Raw genomic sequence first — 17,660 nt, forward strand, 5'->3', positions numbered from 1 at the left:
GAGGTCACGCCGCAGCCTCTTGCGGGCCCAGCGCGTCGGCAGGTGTGGCGAGCGTGCCGTCCGCCAGCAGCGATCTGCCACTGGCCTCGGCCTGCAGCATCAGCCGGCAGAGCGCCGGGTAGCCCAGGTGGGGATGCAACTCGGCCAGCATGCCCACGCGCAGCCAGTGCTCGGCTTGCGCGTTGATCGAACGGCTGAAGGCCTGACCCGCAAGGCGCAGGTCGGCATGCATGGATTCCGAAATCTTGACCAGGCCCATGGTGCGCTCCGGTATATGGTCTATAAACAGGGTGTTTATTATGACCAACGCGCAGGGGGCGGACAAGCCCGATGGGTGGCGCGCGCTAGACGTCGATCTTCGCGCCCAGCTCCACCACCGCATTGCCCGGCAGCTTCAGGAAATCCGACATCGCGCTGGCATTGCGATGCATCTGCGCGAAGAGCTGCCGTCGCCAAGGCGCCATGCCGCCCGGCGTGCGCGTGGCCACGATCTGGTCACGCCCCAGGAAGTAACTCGTCTCCATCGGATCCAGACCGAAATCCCGCGTCTCGATCGCCGCCAAGTCGCGCGGCACGTCCGGATCATCCTTGAAGCCGTAGTGCAGCGAGATCTGCCAGCAATCGTTGCCCAACGATCGCATGTGGGCGCGCTTTTCCTCCGGCACCCAGGGCACCTCGTGATAGTGCACCGTCACGAACACATTCTGCTCGTGCAGCACCTTGTTGTGCTTGAGGTTGTGCAGGAACGCCGCCGGTGCCTTGGCCGGATTGGACGCTAAGAACACCGCCGTGCCCGGCACCCGCGCAGGCGGATGCACGAAGATGCTCGCGATCAGCGGCTCCAAGTCCACCGCCAACCCGGCCTGCGTGTGCCGCAGCACTTCCTGCCCGCGCCGCCAGGTTTGCATCGCCATGAAGAGCAGCAGGGCGATGAGGATCGGGAACCAGCCCCCATGGATGATCTTCAACGTGGCCGACGAGAGAAACGCCAGGTCCACCAGCAGGAACACCCCCGTCACCGCCACGCACAGCACGAAGGGCAGCTTCCAGTGGTAGCGCACCACGAAGTAGGTGAGCACCGTGGTGATGAACATCAGCCCGCAGACGGCAATACCGTACGCCGCCGCCAGTGCCCCCGACGTTTTGAACGTGCCCACCGCCAGCAGGATCGCCACGTAGAGCGACCAATTCACCGCCGGCATGTACACCTGCCCAACCTGATCCGCACTGGTATGCACCACCCGCAGACGCGGCAGATAGCCCAGCTGGATCACCTGCTTGGTGATGCTGAAGGCGCCCGAGATCAAGGCCTGCGAGGCGATGATCGTGGCGAGCGTGGCCAGGATCACCATGGGGGCCAGCAGCCAGGAAGGGGCCAGCAAGTAGAACGGGTTCTCCGCCGCTTGCGGGTTACGCAACAACAGCGCGCCCTGGCCGAAGTAGTTGAGCGTCAACGCCGGCATCACCAGCGAGAACCACGCCACCCGGATCGGCCGGCGCCCGAAGTGCCCCATGTCCGCATAGAGCGCTTCCGCGCCCGTCACGCACAGGATCAGCGCGCTCAGCACGATGAAGGAAAGCAGGGGGCGCGCGAGGACGAAATTGAGCGCATAGCGCGGATCCAGCGAATGCAGGATCTGCGGCGAGTGCAGGATCTCCACCAGTCCCAACGCGCCAATCGTGGCGAACCACAGCACCATGATCGGCCCGAAGAACTTGCCGATGCCCGCCGTGCCATGCTTCTGGATCGCAAAGAGCGCCGTGATCACCACCACCGTGATCGGCAACACCCAGTGCCGCGAGTGCGGCGTGATGAGCTCCAGCCCTTCCACCGCCGAGAGCACCGAGATGGCGGGGGTGATCACCCCGTCGCCATAGAAGAGCGCCGTGCCAAAGATCCCGATGGCCAGCAGGCCCTGCCGCAATCGCGGCTTGTCCTGCACCGCCCGCGAGGCCAGCGCCAGCATCGCCACCATGCCGCCCTCGCCGCGGTTGTCCGCGCGCAGGATCAGCACCACGTACTTCACAGAGACGATGATGGTGAGCGTCCAGAAGAGAAGAGAGAGCAGCCCGAAGACATTGTCTGGCGTGACCGCCACATGCCCGATGGCAAAGATTTCCTTGAAGGCATACAGCACGCTGGTGCCGATGTCGCCATACACGATACCGATGGCGCCCACGACCAGTGCATACAGGGCGCGCTTGGGGGAGGACACGAGATGTTCCTTGGGTGTGCGCCAGCCCGCGGCGCGACGGAGCATCGATTATAGGAACCGCCGAGCCCGCCGGGGAGGGTGTGTGGCGCCGGTGGTACAGCGCCAGCGGCGAATGCGCTACAATCGCCGTCTTCCTGATGCCGGTGCAATGCCAGCAGCCAGGGAAATCGGGGCGTAGCGCAGCCTGGTAGCGCATCTGCTTTGGGAGCAGAGGGTCGTGAGTTCGAATCCCACCGCCCCGACCAGGGATATATGAGAAAGGCCAGCCGTTTTGCGGCTGGCCTTTTTGTTGGCATTCTTGAGGTTGCCGCCCCCTGCGCAGCACCTGGGTCTTCGGAAGTCGGTACGCCTAAGCCGACTTTTTTAGAGAACCTGGTGCGCGATAACTCGGCAAAGATTTAGGCGTGTAGCAAGATATCTTGTGCCTTCACTAAGACATACCCAGGGCGTCGCTTAAGCTTATCTATGTCTTGATTCGCATGGTGCTTGTGGTCGCTAATAAGCTGAAGAATTGGCAAAAGACCGGTCATTGCAAGTTCGTTGTTTCCAGAGCCGAGGCCATACGCCGAAATGCCCAGTCCGAGTATCGAGTAAGATGAACGCCAATATCGTGAGGAAAACTTGCGAACGTTCTCCAGCTCGTTACGTACTTCGATCGCTTGTGATTTCATCTCCTCCATGAACTGCGATTTTTCGCTTTGGTCTTTGCGGTCAGATGAGTAGTGACTACTAAACGCTTGGCGAAATGCAGGGAGTGCGCTCTGAACCTCTGCTCTCAACTCAACGAGCTGCGAAATCGAGAGATCGCTGACCCAAGGGATTTCCATAGCCCTGTTGGCATCAAATAGCTTCACATCCTCGCGGTTAGTTAATTGATTCTCTTGCATAGCGAGTGACGCCATCGCAATGCTGGAGTTTGAGAAAACTATTCCCGCTCCTCTATTAGCTTCGTCGATGGACCACAAGGCGGAGCGAATCGCCTTCTGGATTGTTCTCCTACGCGTCTCTTCAGGGGTTTCTATGCGAGCCGCTCCTAGCCAGCGTGAAGGCAAAACGCGTAAAACCATTGGGGGATAATATGAGTTTCCAGTGTGCAGTGCGTATTCTCCCCCCTTGAGATTCTCAAGCGAAAAGTTGCTGGCGAAGACGCGTTCAGCATGGGCCGTCATTTCGTCGATAGTTGCCACGAACTCCTCCTGACAAGAGCTGCAAACCGATCGCCAGGGGGACCTGAATCTAATAATGCCATGACTGATGAGAGGAGCGAGTTCCTTGAGAATGAGGGCGTCACTAACTATTCGTAGAAGTGTAGCTTCTGATGGTGGTCCATCAATCAGGAACTTTTCGGTTACGTAATCCGTGACCCAGACTTCGTCAGCTACTAGACCAAAGCTACGGCCGAAGTTTTTGGCAGCTTTCAAACGGCATGCAAGATCGAAGCAGCCCACTGTACCGTCTAGTAAATTGAGTGCACCATCCGCATACACCGCGAGCTTCTGCGGTGCTGCTTGTTCGATCTCGTTGTTTTGGGAAAGAAAGGAGCGGCTCTGTTCAGCTATTTCCTTGTAAACAAGCCGGAGAATCCTTAAGGCTTCGCTTGGGTCGTCCGCTTTGTCTACTACTTCACTAAGAAGAAGCGGAATGGCAGGAGGAACGTTGTTGTAGTCTGCCCAATCAAAGGTCACGAGTGTGCCTCAGTTAAAATGTGAATGATTTGAGGGCACATGCTGATCCTGTGGTGACCGACTTCCCTCCTGTTTTTGACACTGCCAATCCCAATGCTGTGGAAAGCGACCCAAGTTTCGGCTAGTCTCGTTATTTAGAGTCAGTAGATATTCGCTCCAGCGCTTGCGGTCGTAGTTAGTTGTCGTCAGCGCTTTCGGTCAAGTCACGCGCGCCGCGACTCCTTCTGAAATTCTCATCGTTCTTGCAATAGCCTAACGCGTCTCGCACCATTCCTGCGAGCCGATATAGGTTCTCAGGCTTGTCGAGAATAATTTGACCTCCCGAGCCGATGTCCAGACCTGCTCGAGCCGCCTCAGCCCTATGCGCATCGGTGATCGGCTCGATGAATTGGATCGTCGGCCTGCGACGGTCACCCCAGAATCTGAACAACCAGCGATTCGAGCGACCGCCGTGCGTCACCGTGAAGTATGTCTCGGTGTCGCGCCATTGGAGTTCTTCGCCAGGCAGGATGTCGCAGCAAATGTCGTAGAGTCTGCGTTCATCGCCAGTGGTAACGATCTTGTCGTTGTCTGGATCAACTATCGGTGCGTTGCCGTCGGGTTCAGCTGGCTCTGGGGCGTCCGGCCGACGCTCCGGCTCTGAAAGGCTGGTTGCTACCATCGCACTAATGGACTGTGCCATCGCATGCTTGACTAGAGGCTGAACGCTCTCCAGGAACTTGCTCGTGAATGTGCGTTGGATGCTTGCGCGGCTCGCGACGTATTTGACAAATTCAAGGTCACATTCACGCAGCATTGACGTAATCGTGGATCGAAAAGCAGAAAGGTAGATGCTTTCTTCGGCCAGTGCTCTCAGAGTGTCGGGCTGGAATTGATCGTGATGGAACCGATGGAGCTGCTCGGCGGCATCTTCGCGTGGCGCATCGAAGTGAATCGTCATGAACGGCTCTCGGTCCATGATGTTTCGGTTGACGAGGTCAGTGAAGAAGCGCCATTCCCTTCCATTCGTGATCGCTGCGACAGTGACCTCGGGGGTTGCGTTGTAGTAGCGGGATAGCTGCGGGCAGTGATTGGTCAGGTCTTGTGAGTAGCTCTTGGCCTCAATGAACATCACGGGTAACCCGCCCGTGAAGAGTGCATAGTCAACTCGCTCGGTCACTTTCACGCCAGGAAAGTCGGCGCCGTACTCGGCCCGCACCCGGGTGGGGTCGTATGGGTTGAACCCCAGGATGCCTAGCAGAGGCAGAATCAATGCCTGCTTAGTCGTCTCCTCGGTGGAGCAATGCATGCCAACGTTCTTGACATGCTCGACGTGTTGCGCGATCCGCTGTTTGAACTCTTCCACGCTGACGCCTCCCGACATCAATTGGCATCCAACGATAGCGGATAAGTTTGGTTACCGAGGTTGCTGTCTGGCTAGCTCGCAGTTTGAGTCTTGCCCTACGCGCAAATGCTCGCAAACATAGGTGCGTCTGAACAGGTTGCAGTCCATCGTTCTGCGATGTGGCTCGACAACCACCTCGGTGTCATGCGGCTGGCTTCTGATGCCGACCCCGCGGATCCAAGACTTTTTGGTAAGCGTCGTAGTAACAAGCCGCCGCGGCTCGCGAATGCCCAAGCATGCGGCCACGGACAAGGTCCGTTTCGCCAGCCAGGAAAGCTTCATACAAGCCCTGCATGCCGTTCAAGACAGTGCCCCGCACCTGGGGGTCGTCCATCGTCACCAGTCGCACCACTTGCACGTGATCGATATAGCGCGAGATCGCGCTGGCCAATTCGCGGTTGGGCACCATGGCGAGCCAGCTCAGTCGGAAGCGGGCGTTGCTGCGCATGAAGGCGTCAAGGTCGCTGTGTTGGTGCGCGGCTTCGGCCTGCTCCAGGGCGGCCCTCATTTCCGCCAAGCCTCTGGGATCTGCGTGCAAGGATGCCAAGGCAGCTGCTTGAGGCTCCAGCAGCGTACGGATCTCGAAGATTTCATTTATCTGCGCCAACGTGAACCTTCGCAGCACGAAGCCGCGCGCGGTGCCTTCGAGAAGGCCGTCGTGCTTCAGCTGCATCAATGCTTCACGCACGGGCATGCGGGAGACGTGAAGTTCCTTCGCAATGTCGTGGTCGACGAGGCGATCTTCCAGGCGGATCACGCCGGCCTGGATGCGCTCGCGGATGATGCAGTACACGCGTTCGCGCAGATTGGGTTTGCGCGGCGCGGCGGCGGCTTTCTTCTTGTCTACCCTCTTGTCCACCGGCTTTGCCTCACGTGCTTTGCGCTTGGAATTCACAGCACGGTGCGCCCATGCTGGCGCAACGGGTTTCTCGGAATGACTTTGGCTTTCCCGTCACCAGTGCGCTGACGGCTTCGAGCATGCCGGTGATGGCATGGCATACCGGGCGGTCGCTGCCTACAGACGCCATGGCGAAGGGGCTGTTTTGCACTGCGAGGGTTGGCGTCGCTGTGTCGTTTGGTTCAAAGCGCCAGGCGCCCCAGCCTAGGTCGGCTGCCGAATCGGCCATCACTTGCAGGAAGCTGGCAGCGTCGCCTGCGCCGCTGGCTTGGTAGGCGCGGGCCGATGCTCCGCCGTGGGTGCGCACTGACGCCTGGAGGCTTTCCAGCGCCTGGGTGCGTTGCTCGGGTGGCAGGCCGGCGAACAAGCCCATCAGCACGTCGGCGCGCAGCATGACGTAGCGGCGGTCGGCGTCCAGGATGGCACCGGCCGGTTCGTCCCACCTTAGGCGTTGTTGTAGCTGTGCCATGTGGTGTGTCCTGTGGTGGCGAGATGGCGAATTCCAAGCACGCAGTGATCTTCGCGTTATAACAATATACCGTTCTCGTGCGTCTAAGGCACTGATCCTAGGGCAAATATCTAGCCACTCCACGCTTGATCGATCCTCAGATTAGGAACAGTATATTGTTTGAAACCGTCGTCCGATGATCCGCCCTGGAGATCCCATGACTGGCTCTGCCTCCCTCGAAGACGTCCGGCACCTTGTCGACCCGGATCGCGTGCATCGGGATCTCTATACCGACCCAGGCATCTACGCCCGCGAACAGACCCGGCTCTGGGCGCGCGCCTGGGTGTACATCGGCCACGATAGCCAGACGCCCGCTGTCGGCGATTACTACACCACCGAGATTGCCGGGCAGTCTCTGCTGATGCTGCGCAAGAGCGCGGACGAGGTCACGGTGGTGATGAACCGTTGCGCTCATAAGGGCAGTCTGCTGGTGCACGACACCCATGGGAACTGCGGCAAGGTGCTGCGTTGTCCGTATCACGCCTGGACGTATCGGCTGGATGGCTCGCTGCTCGCCATTCCGCTGAAGAAGGACTATGAGGGCACGAACCTGTCCTCCTGTCCGTCGGGGAAGGGCTTATCCGCGCCGGGTGCTGTCATGAACTACAAGGGCTTTGTTTTCGTGCGGCTGAGCGAGGAGGGGCCGGATTTCGCTAGTTACTTTGGCGAAGCCCTGGCGACGCTGGACAACATGGTGGCGAGGGCGCCGGATGGCGAGCTGTCTGTGTTGGGTCAGCCGCTGCGCAATGTGATCCAGTGCAATTGGAAGCTGTACCTGGAGAACGTCAACGACACGGTGCATCCGATCTCCACGCACGAATCGGCCGCTGCGGCAGCGAAGGACGTTGCGGAGTCTTTACCCGAGACCAGCGACACCGTCCTGGCCATGGAGCAGCTGCTGCCGTTTGGCGCCGGCTACACCTTCTACTCGGAGATGGGCGCGCGGGTGTTGCCCTATGGGCATAGCGTGCTGGGTACCAAGTTCAGCATCCATACGGGGTATGCAGCGCTGCCGGATTACCAGAGGGATCTGGAGGCGCGTCATGGCGAGGCGGCGGCTAAGGAGATTCTGCAGTTCTCTCCGCAGAACACGGTGCTCTACCCCAGTCTGGCGGCCAAGGCGTCGCCCATGATTCTGCGGGTGGTTCGTCCGCTGGCGTTGGATCGCACGCTGGTCGAGGTGTGGGCATTTGCACCCAAGAACGGCCCGGCGCGCCTTCGACAGCGGGCGGCATCCTATGCGCGGTTGGTGTTCTCGCCTATGTCAGTCGTTGCTCACGATGACGTGCATCTCTTCGAAAGCCAGCAGCGGGCGCTGCTGTGTTCGGGCAATGAATGGCTCAGCCTGCATCGGGGATACCAGGAGGGCGAAATCGATCAGACGCCTGCCTCCATCGACAGTGGCAATAACGAGTGGGTCATACGCAATCAGCATCGCGGCTGGCTGGCTCTGATGGGAGAGAGCGCGTGAACGCGGAACCGATGCAGAACGGGGCGTTGCAGACGGAGCTCGTGGCCTTCGTGTATCACGAGGCCATGCTGTTGGACACTGGGCGCTATGAGGAGTGGCTCGCGCTCTTCGCCGAGTCGGGTTTGTACTGGATGCCGTTGTCGGCGGATCAGCCACCGGGCGACGAGGCGCCGTCGTTGCTCTACGAAGATCTCATTCTGCTGCGGCTTCGGATCCAGCGTTACGCCAATCCCCGGGCGCATTCCCTGCACCCGGCGGTGCGTAGTCTGCGTATCTTGCAGACGCCTCAAGTCGTAGCAAGCGACGTCGCGGAGGGTGTGTATGAGACGCGCACACCGTTCCTTTACGTGGAGACCCAGGGTGACACGCAGAAGATGCTGGCTGCCACGGCGCATCACACGATTGAAGGGCCCCCGGGCGCCTGGCGGCTGCGCATGAAGAAGGTGCTGCTGCTGAACGCCGATGCCAGCCTGCCGGCCATCCAGTTGCTACCGTAAGGCGCCCACCGCGCAACGAGGTGCTAGTCCGTGGCCGTGTCAACGTCGAGAGTATCTGCGACGGCTTTATCATCAAGGGCAGTAATGACGCCCACCGCGAGGTGCGTCGCTACACTTGCTCGCTCCAACATGAGTGAGATGAAAATGGCACGGCATGGCAAGCTCGTGGATCAGATCAAGCAGGCCACCCGAGCCTGCTTCTCCGCACTTCGCACCGCCCATCCCGAAGACACCTTCTGCGCCTTCGCGTTGTACTCCGACGAGAGCGCGATGACGGTGTGCCCATCGGCCAACACCGTCAGCCACTTGCAGCAGAGGCACGAGGAAGACCCGGACGATTCGCTCTACTACACCTGGAGCCCAGCCGAATGGCAGTACGAGTTCTGGGGTCACGAGCACTTTGACGGGGTGCAGGCCGAGATCGATGCATTCCACGACGCGCCGCATTCGGACGACGAGTTCGCGCGGTTTCAGGCGCAACTCTTCGAGGCCTGCGTGGCTGCGCTAGCGCAGCTTCGAGCCGAGGGGTTTTTCGATGATCACCTTGTCGTGTTCTCGGTCTCGGATTGGGAAGATGCCAACAAAGAGATCGCCTGGGCTGCCCGACTGAACAGCCCAGCGAAGGCCGAGGAATTCAGGCAATGGATCACAAACGGGGAGGGCTGATCTCCCCGCCGCGATCCCTCCTCACTTCATGTATTTCACCCGCTCGCCCTCCGTCACATACGACTCGGCCCAGGCCTTCGTGTAATCCGCCGTGCCCAGATACAGGATCGCGTTCTCCCGATCCTCCATGGCCTTCACGAAGGCCGGCTCTGCCAGGGCCTTGCGAAAGCCCTCGTGCAGCACCTTGACCTTTTCCGGGTCGAGGTTCGTCGGGCCGCCCAGGCCGAGCGGCGTGAGATGGAACACGTCGTAGCCTTGCTCGATGAGCGTGGGCACGTCGGGATACTGCTTGGAGCGCTCCTTGCCCAGCGTGGCGAGCAGGCGCAGGCGGCCGGATTGGACGAGGCTGGACCAGCCCCCGGGCGTGGCGGCGAGCACGTCCACCTGGTTGCCCATCAGCGCGGCGGCGGCATCGGCGTCGCCCTTGGTGGGGATGTGCTCGAAGCTTGCCCCGGAGGCCGCCGCCAGCTCTTCCATGTACACATGGCCGCCGGAGCCGATGCCGGCCGACACGAAGTTAAGCTTGCGGGGGTTGGCCTTGGCGTAGTCCACCATGTCTTTCACCGTCTTGAACGGAGAATCGGCTCGCACGACGATGCCGTACTGCAGGCCGATGGCCTGGATGATGGGCGTCACGTCCTTGACCACGTCAAAGCCGAACTGGTTGATGTAGGACGCACGCTGCACGACGGGCACGATGACGCTTACCGTGTGCCCGTCGGTCTGCTGCAGCATCGCGGCGATGGCCACGGCGCCGCTGCCGCCAGGGCGGTTCTCCACGATCACCTGGCGGCCGAAGTGCGGCTCGGCGGCCATGGCCAGCTGGCGAAAGGCGGCGTCGGTGGCGCCGCCGGCGGAGTAGGGCACGATGATCGTGATGGGCTTGGTGGGGAAGTCGGCGGCCTGTACGGCGGGGGCGATGATGACAGCGGAGAGGGCGAGTGCGGTCAGGCGCTTGGTGATGGACATGGAACGTGCCTCCAGGGGACGAGCATGAACAGCGCGATGTCGTCAAACGCTGCAACCGGCACGGGATGTGCCGTGCCCAAGCGTGATCAGACAACGCGAACGACGGAGCCTCCCAGCGCTTGAGATGCGCATGGGACGAACCTTCAAGACGCAGAAGCGATCAGGCGATGCGGCCTAGGAAGCCGCCGACGAGGGCGTTCCACTGCTCGGGTTGTTCGAGATGGGGATAGTGACCGCCACCGCGAATGGGCTGGAATTCGGATCCCTGGATGCCCTGGTGCAGGATCTCGGCAGCGTCGGTGGGCGTATTGCCGCGCGTGATGCCATTGTCCTGATCGCCACACGTGATGAGGGTGGGGCAGGTGATGCGGCCGAGCTGGGGGGTGAAGTTGGTCTCGGTCAGCGCGCGGAACATCGCCGCGTAGTGACGGCTGTTGTTCTCCTTCTCGTCGAGGAATTCGCGGCGATAGAAGGCGATCAGTTCCGGATCGTTGGCGAGTGTGTCGGCGGTGAAGGTGTTGCGGATCTGCTCGTCCACGGTGGCGGCCGTGCCTTCGCGCTCCATGCGCTCGGCCCGGGCGATGAAGCGCGCTGCGCCTTCTGGGCGCAGGCCACTGGTGGTACAGGCAAGCACCAGGCCTTTGACCATCTCGGGGTGGCGCAGCACGAACTGCTGCGAGATCCAGCCGCCCATCGAAAAACCAATCAGGATCACCTGCTTCAAGCCCAGCGTTTGCAGAAGACCGTGTAGATCGTAGGCGTGCTGCGATACGGAGAAGCGCCCTGAAGGGTTGCTCGACTGACCGAAGCCGCGCACGTCGTAGGTGTGCACGCGGTACTTCTTGGCCAGTTCTGGCACCTGGAAGCGCCAGGTCTTCATGGAGCTCAGGCCCAGGCCATGCACCATGACGACGTCAGGTCCTTCGCCTTGCACGTCGTAGTTCAGCGTCACCTGCTCCGTCTGTCCGACGTCGATCTTCATTGCGATCCCTCCAGGAGTGCCCGGACCTGCGCGAGAGCCAGGCGTGTGATGTCGTCAGCCACGACGACGGGCGAGAAGACGCTGTGGGTCTCCCCCTGCGGATCACTCTAGGAAATGACCTGCTGTCATGTCAATGGGACAAATAGCAGCAAGTGGTCCCATTCATGCGCTCATTCCCGCTGGCTTTCGCAGAAGATCTCCAGCTCGGCAGCCGTCATGGCCCTGGCATACAACCACCCCTGCGCGAGATCTACGCCCGCTGTCCGCAGGTACGCAGCCTGTGCCTCGGTCTCCACGCCTTCGGCCACGATCTGCAGCTTCAGGCCGTGGGCCATCTCGATGACGTGCGGCACGACGACGCGGGTGGCCGCCTGGGTGCCGATGGCGTCCACGAACGCTTTGTCGATCTTGAGCACGTCCAGGGGCAGGGATTCGAGCATGGCCAGGCTGGAGTAGCCGGTGCCGAAATCGTCGATAGCGATGCGATAGCCGATGGCGCGAGCCTTCTCCAGGGTGCTGCGCGCCGCGTCCGCGTCCATGAAGCCACGTTCCGTGGCCTCCAGCCAGCTCTGGTGAGCTTCGATGCCGGTGGGCGCACGGGCCGCTTCCAGCACCGGCAGGAAGCGGCCGCTCTGGATGTCGGCGGGGCACAGGTTGATGGCTACATGCAGGCTGCGATCGGCGCTGAGCAATGGCGCCATGTCGGTGGCCACGCGCTGCATCATCAGGTCGGTCAGCGGTTCGATGAGTCCCGTCTGCTCGGCCATCGGGATGAACACGTTGGGCGAGATCCACTCGCCGCTGGGGCGGCGCCAGCGCAGCAGGGCTTCGGCCCCCTTATACCGGCCGGTGCGCAGGTCGATGATGGGCTGATAGAGCGCCGTGAATTCCCGGCGCCGGATGGCGATCTCGATCTCCTTGCGGGTGGACAGGCGCAGCCGGGAGAGCCAGACGACGACGCCGACCAGGATGCCGGACATGCCCAGGGCGAGCGGGATGAGCAGGAGAAGGTCGTCATCCAGGCGATCGCGCACGGCGGTATTGCTCGCGATGGCAAACGCGCGAAAGTCCGCATCCTCGGTGGCGGCGTACAGCGCGTCGTTGGTCTCGCCGAAGCCGCCGTCGTGCAGCAGGGTATCCAGCAGGGCAGGCTCGACCGGACCACTCGCCGAGATCAGATGGCCGTTGCGCGTGGCGATGCCAAGCGTCATCTGCGTGTCGGTGAGCACGTCCACCAGGCGCTCCGGTCGCATCCAGGTCACGTAGGCGCCGCGCGCCAGACCGAGCTGCGGCGCGGCCGTGGTGCCGGCTGGCTGGCTGTGCAAGTGCAGGGTATGACCGTCGATCAGCAGCGTGTCCGGCTGGCTGATCGCCACGGGCTCGGCCAGCATGCCCCAGCTGGTGCACAGAATGCGTCCCGCCTCGGCAAAGCCGATCTGGTCCACCGAGCGCGTGTCCAGGGTGAGTTGCCGCATGCGCGCGACGTGCGCGGGCGTGCACGCGGGCCAGTCTTCCTCTTCCAGATCCTGCAGCACCTGCTTGGCGAGATCGAGATTGCGCTCGGCGCGCTGCAGCGTCCAGCCACCGTATTCGATCAGGTGCGCGCGTTCGAGGGCAACGGCACGATGGTGGGCGTAGAACGCGATCGCCGCGAGCGGCAGGACGGCCGCCAGGACGGCGGCGATGGTGGCGAGGTTGAGAACGCTGCGGCGATCCATCGAGGCTCCAGCGGCTGGCACCCAGACACGTCGAGGCTGGAGTGCTCGACGGTGGCTCGGATACAAGTTTTTACCACGGCCGCGCAGGCCGGGCGACGCTGGTGCCGCCGGATGCTACTTGCAGCCGCCCAGCTGGGGATCTGCCGCATAGATGATGCTGAGGATGGCGCAGCCGATGCCCAGGCCGCCATAGCTCAAGATGTACCACTGCTCTTGGGGGATCGTGCCGCCCGCCACGGCGTCCAGCTGCGCGTCCGTCAGATCGGTGGTGTGTGCGGCAACGTGTTCCTGCACATCGGCCAGGATGTCTTCGCCGGACGCCCCGATGCCGTGCTGCGCTGCAGTGGCCGTTAGCACCTGCGCGGCGGCTTCTGGGGTCTTGGCCTCCAGAATCTCTGCTGTCAGCGCCTTGTCGCTGGCGATGTACTGTCGAAGTTGCTGGAGGCTTTCAGAGGAGAGGGCCATGGTGGCGTCGCGTCAGATGGAGGCATGTGAAATGTATGGGGATTTCATGAGGCTGCCATCGCTCGCTCGAGCTATGGCAGCAAGTCGATGGTGCTGGTGCAGATAAGGGATCGTCATCGACCGGCACACGCTCGCGACGGGCTCGGTCAGCGCGAGATCGCTACTTGCAGCTGCCCGCCTCGACAATGGCGGCACCGACACTCAGGTAGACGCAGCCGATGCCGAACCCGCAAACGCTGTAGAGGATCCAGTCCGCCGTGGAAAAGCCGCCCGCCACGGCATCCAGTTGCGCGTCCGAGAGCTCTGCCCGGTGGGCGGCGAGCTGCGACTCGAAGTACGCGAGGATGTCCTCGCCAGACGCCGCGATACCGTGGCGTGCTGCGGTCTCGGCCAGCATCCGGGCGGCGGCGTGCGGAGAGTTGACCGTGCGCAGGTTCGCGGCGAGTGCCTGGTCGCTGGCGACGTGTTGTTGCAATTGCTGCAGGATATCGGGAGAGAGGGCCATGGCGGTGTCGTCCTGGTGAGTCGTCATGCGAAATGTATCGGAATTTCACAAGGCTGACATCGGACGAACGAGCCATGCCGCAGTTCGGCTACCTGGCGCCGCCCACTGCCTTTCTGATTTCAGTCACCAACTGGTGCTGCTGGTAGGGCTTGCGCAATTGCGGCACGGTGGTGACGGCCCCATCGGGCAGTTCTGCGTACCCCGTGGCCAGAATGGCCGGCAGGCCGGGGCGCAGCGTGCGAGCCACGGCAACCAGTTCGAGACCGGTCATCCGCCGCATGGAGTAATCGGTGATCAGCACGTCCACGTGCTCGCCCTTGCCGAACAGGCGCAGCGCGGCTTCGCCCGAGCCTGCGGTGAGGACGGTGTGGCCCAGGTCTTCCAGCAGGTACATGGTGCTGGTGCAGATGAGGGGATCGTCATCGACCAGCAGGATGACCATGGGAACATTCGGGTCGGCCTCCGGGGCCACCGCGCCGGCCACGGGTTCCACGGGACTCACGTCGTGCGTGCTGACGGGTAGCCACAGCGATGCTTCCGTCCCTTGGCCAGGCTGGCTCTGCAGGCGCAGCGCGCCGTGCAATTGCTGGGCAAGGCCATGGATCATCGACAAGCCCAGCCCCGTGCCTTTGCCGAGCTCCTTGGTGGTGAAGAAGGGCTCGGTCGCGCGCGCCAACGTGATGGCGTCCATGCCGGTGCCGGTATCGCTTACGGTCACGCGCACGTAGTCTCCCGCGGTCAGCTCCTTGGTGCCAGACGAGGTGGCGGTATCCACCCGGATGGTGAGCACGCCGCCGTCGGGCATGGCATCCCGCGCGTTGACGACGAGGTTGAGGACGGCCAGTTCCACCTGGTTGGCATCGAGCATCGTGGTGGCCGGCACGTCGTTCGTCTCGATCCGCAGCTCGATGGCCGAGCCGATCGAGCGCTCGAGCAGGTCGGCCATCCCCTCGATGAGCGAGGCCATGCGCACGGGTTCGACTTTCAGATCCTGCTGGCGGGCGAAGGCCAGCAGACGCTGCGTCAATGCTGCCCCGCGCTGAGCACCGCGGAACGCGCCATCGATGAGCTGCAGGGTCCGGGAGTCTGCCTTCACTTCCTTGCGGGCGAGCTCCAGGTTCGCGATGATCGCCATCAGCAGGTTGTTGAAGTCGTGCGCGATGCCGCCGGACAGCTGGCCGATCATCTCCAGCTTCTGAATCTGCCGCAGGAGCTCTTCGGTCTGCTCGCGCTGGCGGATCTCGGCGAGCACGTTGGCGTGCGCCCGTTCGAGTTCGGCCGTGCGCGCCGCGACGCTGGCTTCGAGCGATTCATTCACACGCCGCAGGGCGTCTTCCGACGTGCGCCGTGCGGTGATGTCCGAGGACACGCCCACCATGCGAGGCGGCTTCACGCCGTCGCCGGGAACGAGGCGGGCGCGGATGTCGACCCAGTGCTCGGAGCCATCCGGCCAGATATTGCGATACTCGATCGCATACTCGCAGCCGGTCTCGATCGTGCGTGCCACCGCGGCCTGCATGCGCTCGCGATCGTCGGGATGCACGCCCGCCAGCAGCGTCTCGTAGGTGAAGTCTTGGTCTTCGGCATAGCCGAAGTTCGCCTTGCAGGTGCTCGACACCGTCAGGACGCGGGTGGACAGGTCGAGCTCCCACGAACCCAGCTGACCTGCCCTCAGCGCGGTGCGCAGACGGGCTTCGCTTTCGTGCAGTTCGTCGATGCGCGCACGCGCATCGAACTGACGCAGACGCGCGCGAATGGCGGTGCCGACGACACTGACGAAGGTGCTCGGATGAAAGGGGCGCTCGATGAGGGCGACGTGGCCCAGCGCTTCGGTCAGCATGGGCATCAAGCTGGCACGATCCGGCAATCCGGTGCGCTGGCGCAGCACCACGAAGGGCAGGTCGGACCAGGCGGGTTCTGCCGCCACCCAGGCCGCGATGGCGCGCAGATCGGCGCGAGCGAGCGCTTCCTCGGTCACGACCACGCACAGGACATCGTGGTTCAGCCGCCGTGCCAGCTCGTCCACGTCGCGACAGATTTGTGCCGTCGTGCCGACTTCGGCAAGCAGCGAGACGGCCACGGCCGCGTCACGGCCTGCCGGCGCGAGGACCAGCGTCGTCAGCCCCGGCTGGGTGTCAGACATGGCTCCCGCCATTGCTATCCGCGGCCAGCAAGGGGGCCGCATCGCCAACGAACGTGGGCACCCCGCGCAGCACGCCCTGGAACTCGGTCAAGGGCCCGCCCAGCATCAATCCCTGCCCGGAGATCCGGTATTCCCGGATCGATCCCTCATGGCTGCCCGTCCGCTTCTTGATCACCGACACCGCACGGCGCACGCGTCCGAGGGCTTCGAAGTACCGCAGCAGAATCAGGGTATCGGCCAGATAGGTCACATCCACCGGTGCCGTCATATCTCCGACCAAGCCATGCTGCGCCACTGTCAGGAAGGTATTGGCGCCCTGGCGATTCAGGTACTGCAGCAACTCGTGCACGTGCAGGACGAGGGCGTTCTCTTCGGGCATCGCCGCCTGATAACCATTGAGACTGTCGATCACGATGGTCTTGGCCTGGGCCTCGTCCACCCGCGCCCGCACGCGATGGGCGAACTCCCCGGGCGAGAGCTCCGCCGCGTCGACTTGCTCGACGTGCAGGCTGCCCTCGTCGCGCAGGCGCTCCAGGTCGATGCCCAGGGCCAGGCAGCGATCGAAGAGCAGACCGAGTTCCTCGTCGAACACGAAGAGCGCGGCTTTCTCGCCACGGCGGATCGCCGCGACGATGAAGTGGATCGCGAAGAGGCTCTTGCCGGTGCCGGCAGGCCCCAGCACCAGGGTGCTCGAGCCCTGATGGATGCCGCCGCCCAGCAGGGCGTCCAGGGCCGGGAGATCGCTCGTGACCTGTTCTCGCCCGAATCGGGTGTGGTGCTCACTGGACACCAGACGAGGGAACACCCAGACACCGCTTTGGCGGATGGTGAAATCGTGATAGCCGCCCCGGTAAGAGCGCCCCCGATACTTGGACACCTTCAGTCGGCGCCGCTCCGCGCCGTAGTCCGGCGACAGCTCCTCGAGCTTGACGACGCCATGCGCGATGCTGTGCACGGTCTTCTCGGACGCATCCGTGGTCAGATCGTCCAGCAGCAGGACGGTGGCGCCGTGTCGGGAGAAGTAGTGCTTCAACGCGAGAATCTGCCGCCGATAGCGCAGCGAACTCTGCGCGAGCAGCCGGATCTCCGACAAGCTGTCGAGTACCACGCGCTGTGGCTTGACCCGTTCGAACTCCTTCAGGATCAGCTGGGTGGTTTCGCCGAGTTCGAGATCCGACGAGTAGAGCAGGCTCTGCTGCTGATCCGCATCGATCAGGCTTTCGGGCGGCACCACCTCGAAAATGGTCACGCCTGCCGGAATCTCCCAGCCGTGGGAGGCCGCGCCCGCGCGCAGCTCACGCTCGGTCTCGGACAACGTCACGTACAGGCCGGTTTCGCCCGCTTCCACGCCCGCGCACAGAAAGCTGATGGCAATCGTCGTCTTGCCGGTGCCGGGGTTGCCTTCCAGCAAGAAGAGATTGCCCTGGGTCAATCCGCCAGACAGGATGTCGTCCAGCCCAGGCACGCCCGTGCGCGCGACAGGCAGCAAGTCGGGAATGGCGGCCATCGGAGACTCCAGGCGGTTCGTGGGGGGGGAAGCGGGGAGTCAGGGT

The 17,660-nt window shown here is 62.7% G+C and carries 16 protein-coding genes and 1 tRNA gene; 4 read left to right on the plus strand and 13 right to left on the minus strand.

The features are described from left to right. Positions 1 to 4: 4 nt before the first annotated feature. Both IMZ29_RS02400 and IMZ29_RS02405 read right to left on the minus strand, forming a co-directional pair. The gene (locus IMZ29_RS02400) at positions 5 to 259 is read right to left on the minus strand and encodes a ParD-like family protein (protein ID WP_216179957.1); all 255 of its coding nucleotides are present in this window, start codon (positions 257 to 259) and stop codon (positions 5 to 7) included. A gap of 85 nt (positions 260 to 344) precedes the next feature. Further along, on the minus strand, positions 345 to 2,216 hold the full coding sequence (locus IMZ29_RS02405; RefSeq protein ID WP_216179960.1) for a potassium transporter Kup: 1,872 nt from the start codon (positions 2,214 to 2,216) through the stop codon (positions 345 to 347). Positions 2,217 to 2,384: 168 nt separating this feature from the next. Here IMZ29_RS02405 and IMZ29_RS02410 point away from each other — a divergent pair. Next, a tRNA-Pro gene (locus tag IMZ29_RS02410) sits at positions 2,385 to 2,461 on the plus strand. Positions 2,462 to 2,614: 153 nt separating this feature from the next. On the opposite strand, the gene IMZ29_RS02415 is transcribed toward IMZ29_RS02410, so the two are convergent. From IMZ29_RS02415 to IMZ29_RS02430, 4 genes are all read right to left on the minus strand, one after another. Beyond that, entirely contained in the window at positions 2,615 to 3,901 is a 1,287-nt protein-coding gene (locus IMZ29_RS02415) for a hypothetical protein (protein WP_216179963.1), read from the minus strand. Between the two features lie 175 nt (positions 3,902 to 4,076). Beyond that, a complete protein-coding gene (locus IMZ29_RS02420) occupies positions 4,077 to 5,246 on the minus strand; it encodes a type I restriction endonuclease (RefSeq protein WP_216179966.1) in 1,170 nt (389 codons plus the stop codon). Positions 5,247 to 5,427: 181 nt separating this feature from the next. Then, positions 5,428 to 6,180, minus strand: coding sequence for a GntR family transcriptional regulator (locus IMZ29_RS02425; RefSeq protein ID WP_216179969.1), 753 nt, complete (start codon positions 6,178 to 6,180; stop codon positions 5,428 to 5,430). After that, positions 6,155 to 6,652 carry a V4R domain-containing protein gene (locus tag IMZ29_RS02430; protein ID WP_216179971.1) on the minus strand — a complete coding sequence of 166 codons (498 nt, stop codon included), beginning with the start codon at positions 6,650 to 6,652 and terminating at the stop codon, positions 6,155 to 6,157. The genes IMZ29_RS02425 and IMZ29_RS02430 overlap by 26 nt, the downstream gene beginning before the upstream one ends. Positions 6,653 to 6,848: 196 nt before the next feature. Here IMZ29_RS02430 and IMZ29_RS02435 point away from each other — a divergent pair, with 196 nt between their 5' ends. The 3 genes from IMZ29_RS02435 (at position 6,849) to IMZ29_RS02445 (ending at position 9,325) form a co-directional block, all read left to right on the plus strand. Next, positions 6,849 to 8,162, plus strand: coding sequence for a Rieske 2Fe-2S domain-containing protein (locus tag IMZ29_RS02435; RefSeq protein ID WP_216179974.1), 1,314 nt, complete (start codon positions 6,849 to 6,851; stop codon positions 8,160 to 8,162). After that, on the plus strand, positions 8,159 to 8,659 hold the full coding sequence (locus IMZ29_RS02440; protein ID WP_371820078.1) for an aromatic-ring-hydroxylating dioxygenase subunit beta: 501 nt from the start codon (positions 8,159 to 8,161) through the stop codon (positions 8,657 to 8,659). The genes IMZ29_RS02435 and IMZ29_RS02440 overlap by 4 nt, the downstream gene beginning before the upstream one ends. Positions 8,660 to 8,788: 129 nt before the next feature. Then, positions 8,789 to 9,325, plus strand: a complete 537-nt coding sequence (locus IMZ29_RS02445) for a DUF4303 domain-containing protein (protein WP_216179977.1) — start codon at positions 8,789 to 8,791, stop codon at positions 9,323 to 9,325. A 21-nt stretch (positions 9,326 to 9,346) separates the two neighbouring features. Here the strand turns inward: IMZ29_RS02445 and IMZ29_RS02450 are convergent, their stop codons facing one another. The 7 genes from IMZ29_RS02450 to IMZ29_RS02480 form a co-directional block, all read right to left on the minus strand. Continuing rightward, positions 9,347 to 10,294 (minus strand): Bug family tripartite tricarboxylate transporter substrate binding protein, encoded by a 948-nt coding sequence (locus tag IMZ29_RS02450; RefSeq protein ID WP_216179979.1) that lies wholly within the window; start codon positions 10,292 to 10,294, stop codon positions 9,347 to 9,349. Positions 10,295 to 10,454: 160 nt separating this feature from the next. Beyond that, positions 10,455 to 11,276, minus strand: a complete 822-nt coding sequence (locus IMZ29_RS02455) for an alpha/beta fold hydrolase (RefSeq protein ID WP_216179980.1) — start codon at positions 11,274 to 11,276, stop codon at positions 10,455 to 10,457. Between the two features lie 170 nt (positions 11,277 to 11,446). Then, entirely contained in the window at positions 11,447 to 12,994 is a 1,548-nt protein-coding gene (locus IMZ29_RS02460) for an EAL domain-containing protein (RefSeq protein ID WP_216179983.1), read from the minus strand. 114 nt (positions 12,995 to 13,108) lie between these two features. Beyond that, positions 13,109 to 13,459: a hypothetical protein gene (locus tag IMZ29_RS02465; protein ID WP_216179986.1), complete on the minus strand. Its 351-nt coding sequence runs from the start codon at positions 13,457 to 13,459 to the stop codon at positions 13,109 to 13,111. Between the two features lie 160 nt (positions 13,460 to 13,619). Next, entirely contained in the window at positions 13,620 to 13,991 is a 372-nt protein-coding gene (locus IMZ29_RS02470; protein ID WP_216179989.1) for a hypothetical protein, read from the minus strand. Positions 13,992 to 14,052: 61 nt separating this feature from the next. Further along, complete coding sequence (locus tag IMZ29_RS02475) at positions 14,053 to 16,107, minus strand: hybrid sensor histidine kinase/response regulator (RefSeq protein ID WP_216179992.1); 2,055 nt, start codon at positions 16,105 to 16,107, stop codon at positions 14,053 to 14,055. Continuing rightward, entirely contained in the window at positions 16,100 to 17,614 is a 1,515-nt protein-coding gene (locus IMZ29_RS02480) for an ATPase domain-containing protein (RefSeq protein WP_216179995.1), read from the minus strand. Before IMZ29_RS02480 ends, IMZ29_RS02475 begins: the two co-directional genes overlap by 8 nt. Between the last annotated feature and the right edge of the window lie 46 nt (positions 17,615 to 17,660).

The sequence above is a fragment of the Verticiella alkaliphila genome (assembly GCF_018904615.1).
GTDB lineage: Bacteria > Pseudomonadota > Gammaproteobacteria > Burkholderiales > Burkholderiaceae_B > Verticiella > Verticiella alkaliphila.

Coding starts and splice junctions, on each gene's coding strand:
- IMZ29_RS02480 (WP_216179995.1), bottom strand. CDS start 17,614: ATGGCCGCCATTCCCGACTTGCTGCCTGTCGCGCGCACGGGCGTGCCT.
- IMZ29_RS02465 (WP_216179986.1), bottom strand. CDS start 13,459: ATGGCCCTCTCCTCTGAAAGCCTCCAGCAACTTCGACAGTACATCGCC.
- IMZ29_RS02450 (WP_216179979.1), bottom strand. CDS start 10,294: ATGTCCATCACCAAGCGCCTGACCGCACTCGCCCTCTCCGCTGTCATC.
- IMZ29_RS02460 (WP_216179983.1), bottom strand. CDS start 12,994: ATGGATCGCCGCAGCGTTCTCAACCTCGCCACCATCGCCGCCGTCCTG.
- IMZ29_RS02430 (WP_216179971.1), bottom strand. CDS start 6,652: ATGGCACAGCTACAACAACGCCTAAGGTGGGACGAACCGGCCGGTGCC.
- IMZ29_RS02470 (WP_216179989.1), bottom strand. CDS start 13,991: ATGACGACTCACCAGGACGACACCGCCATGGCCCTCTCTCCCGATATC.
- IMZ29_RS02455 (WP_216179980.1), bottom strand. CDS start 11,276: ATGAAGATCGACGTCGGACAGACGGAGCAGGTGACGCTGAACTACGAC.
- IMZ29_RS02400 (WP_216179957.1), bottom strand. CDS start 259: ATGGGCCTGGTCAAGATTTCGGAATCCATGCATGCCGACCTGCGCCTT.
- IMZ29_RS02435 (WP_216179974.1), top strand. CDS start 6,849: ATGACTGGCTCTGCCTCCCTCGAAGACGTCCGGCACCTTGTCGACCCG.
- IMZ29_RS02475 (WP_216179992.1), bottom strand. CDS start 16,107: ATGTCTGACACCCAGCCGGGGCTGACGACGCTGGTCCTCGCGCCGGCA.
- IMZ29_RS02445 (WP_216179977.1), top strand. CDS start 8,789: ATGAGTGAGATGAAAATGGCACGGCATGGCAAGCTCGTGGATCAGATC.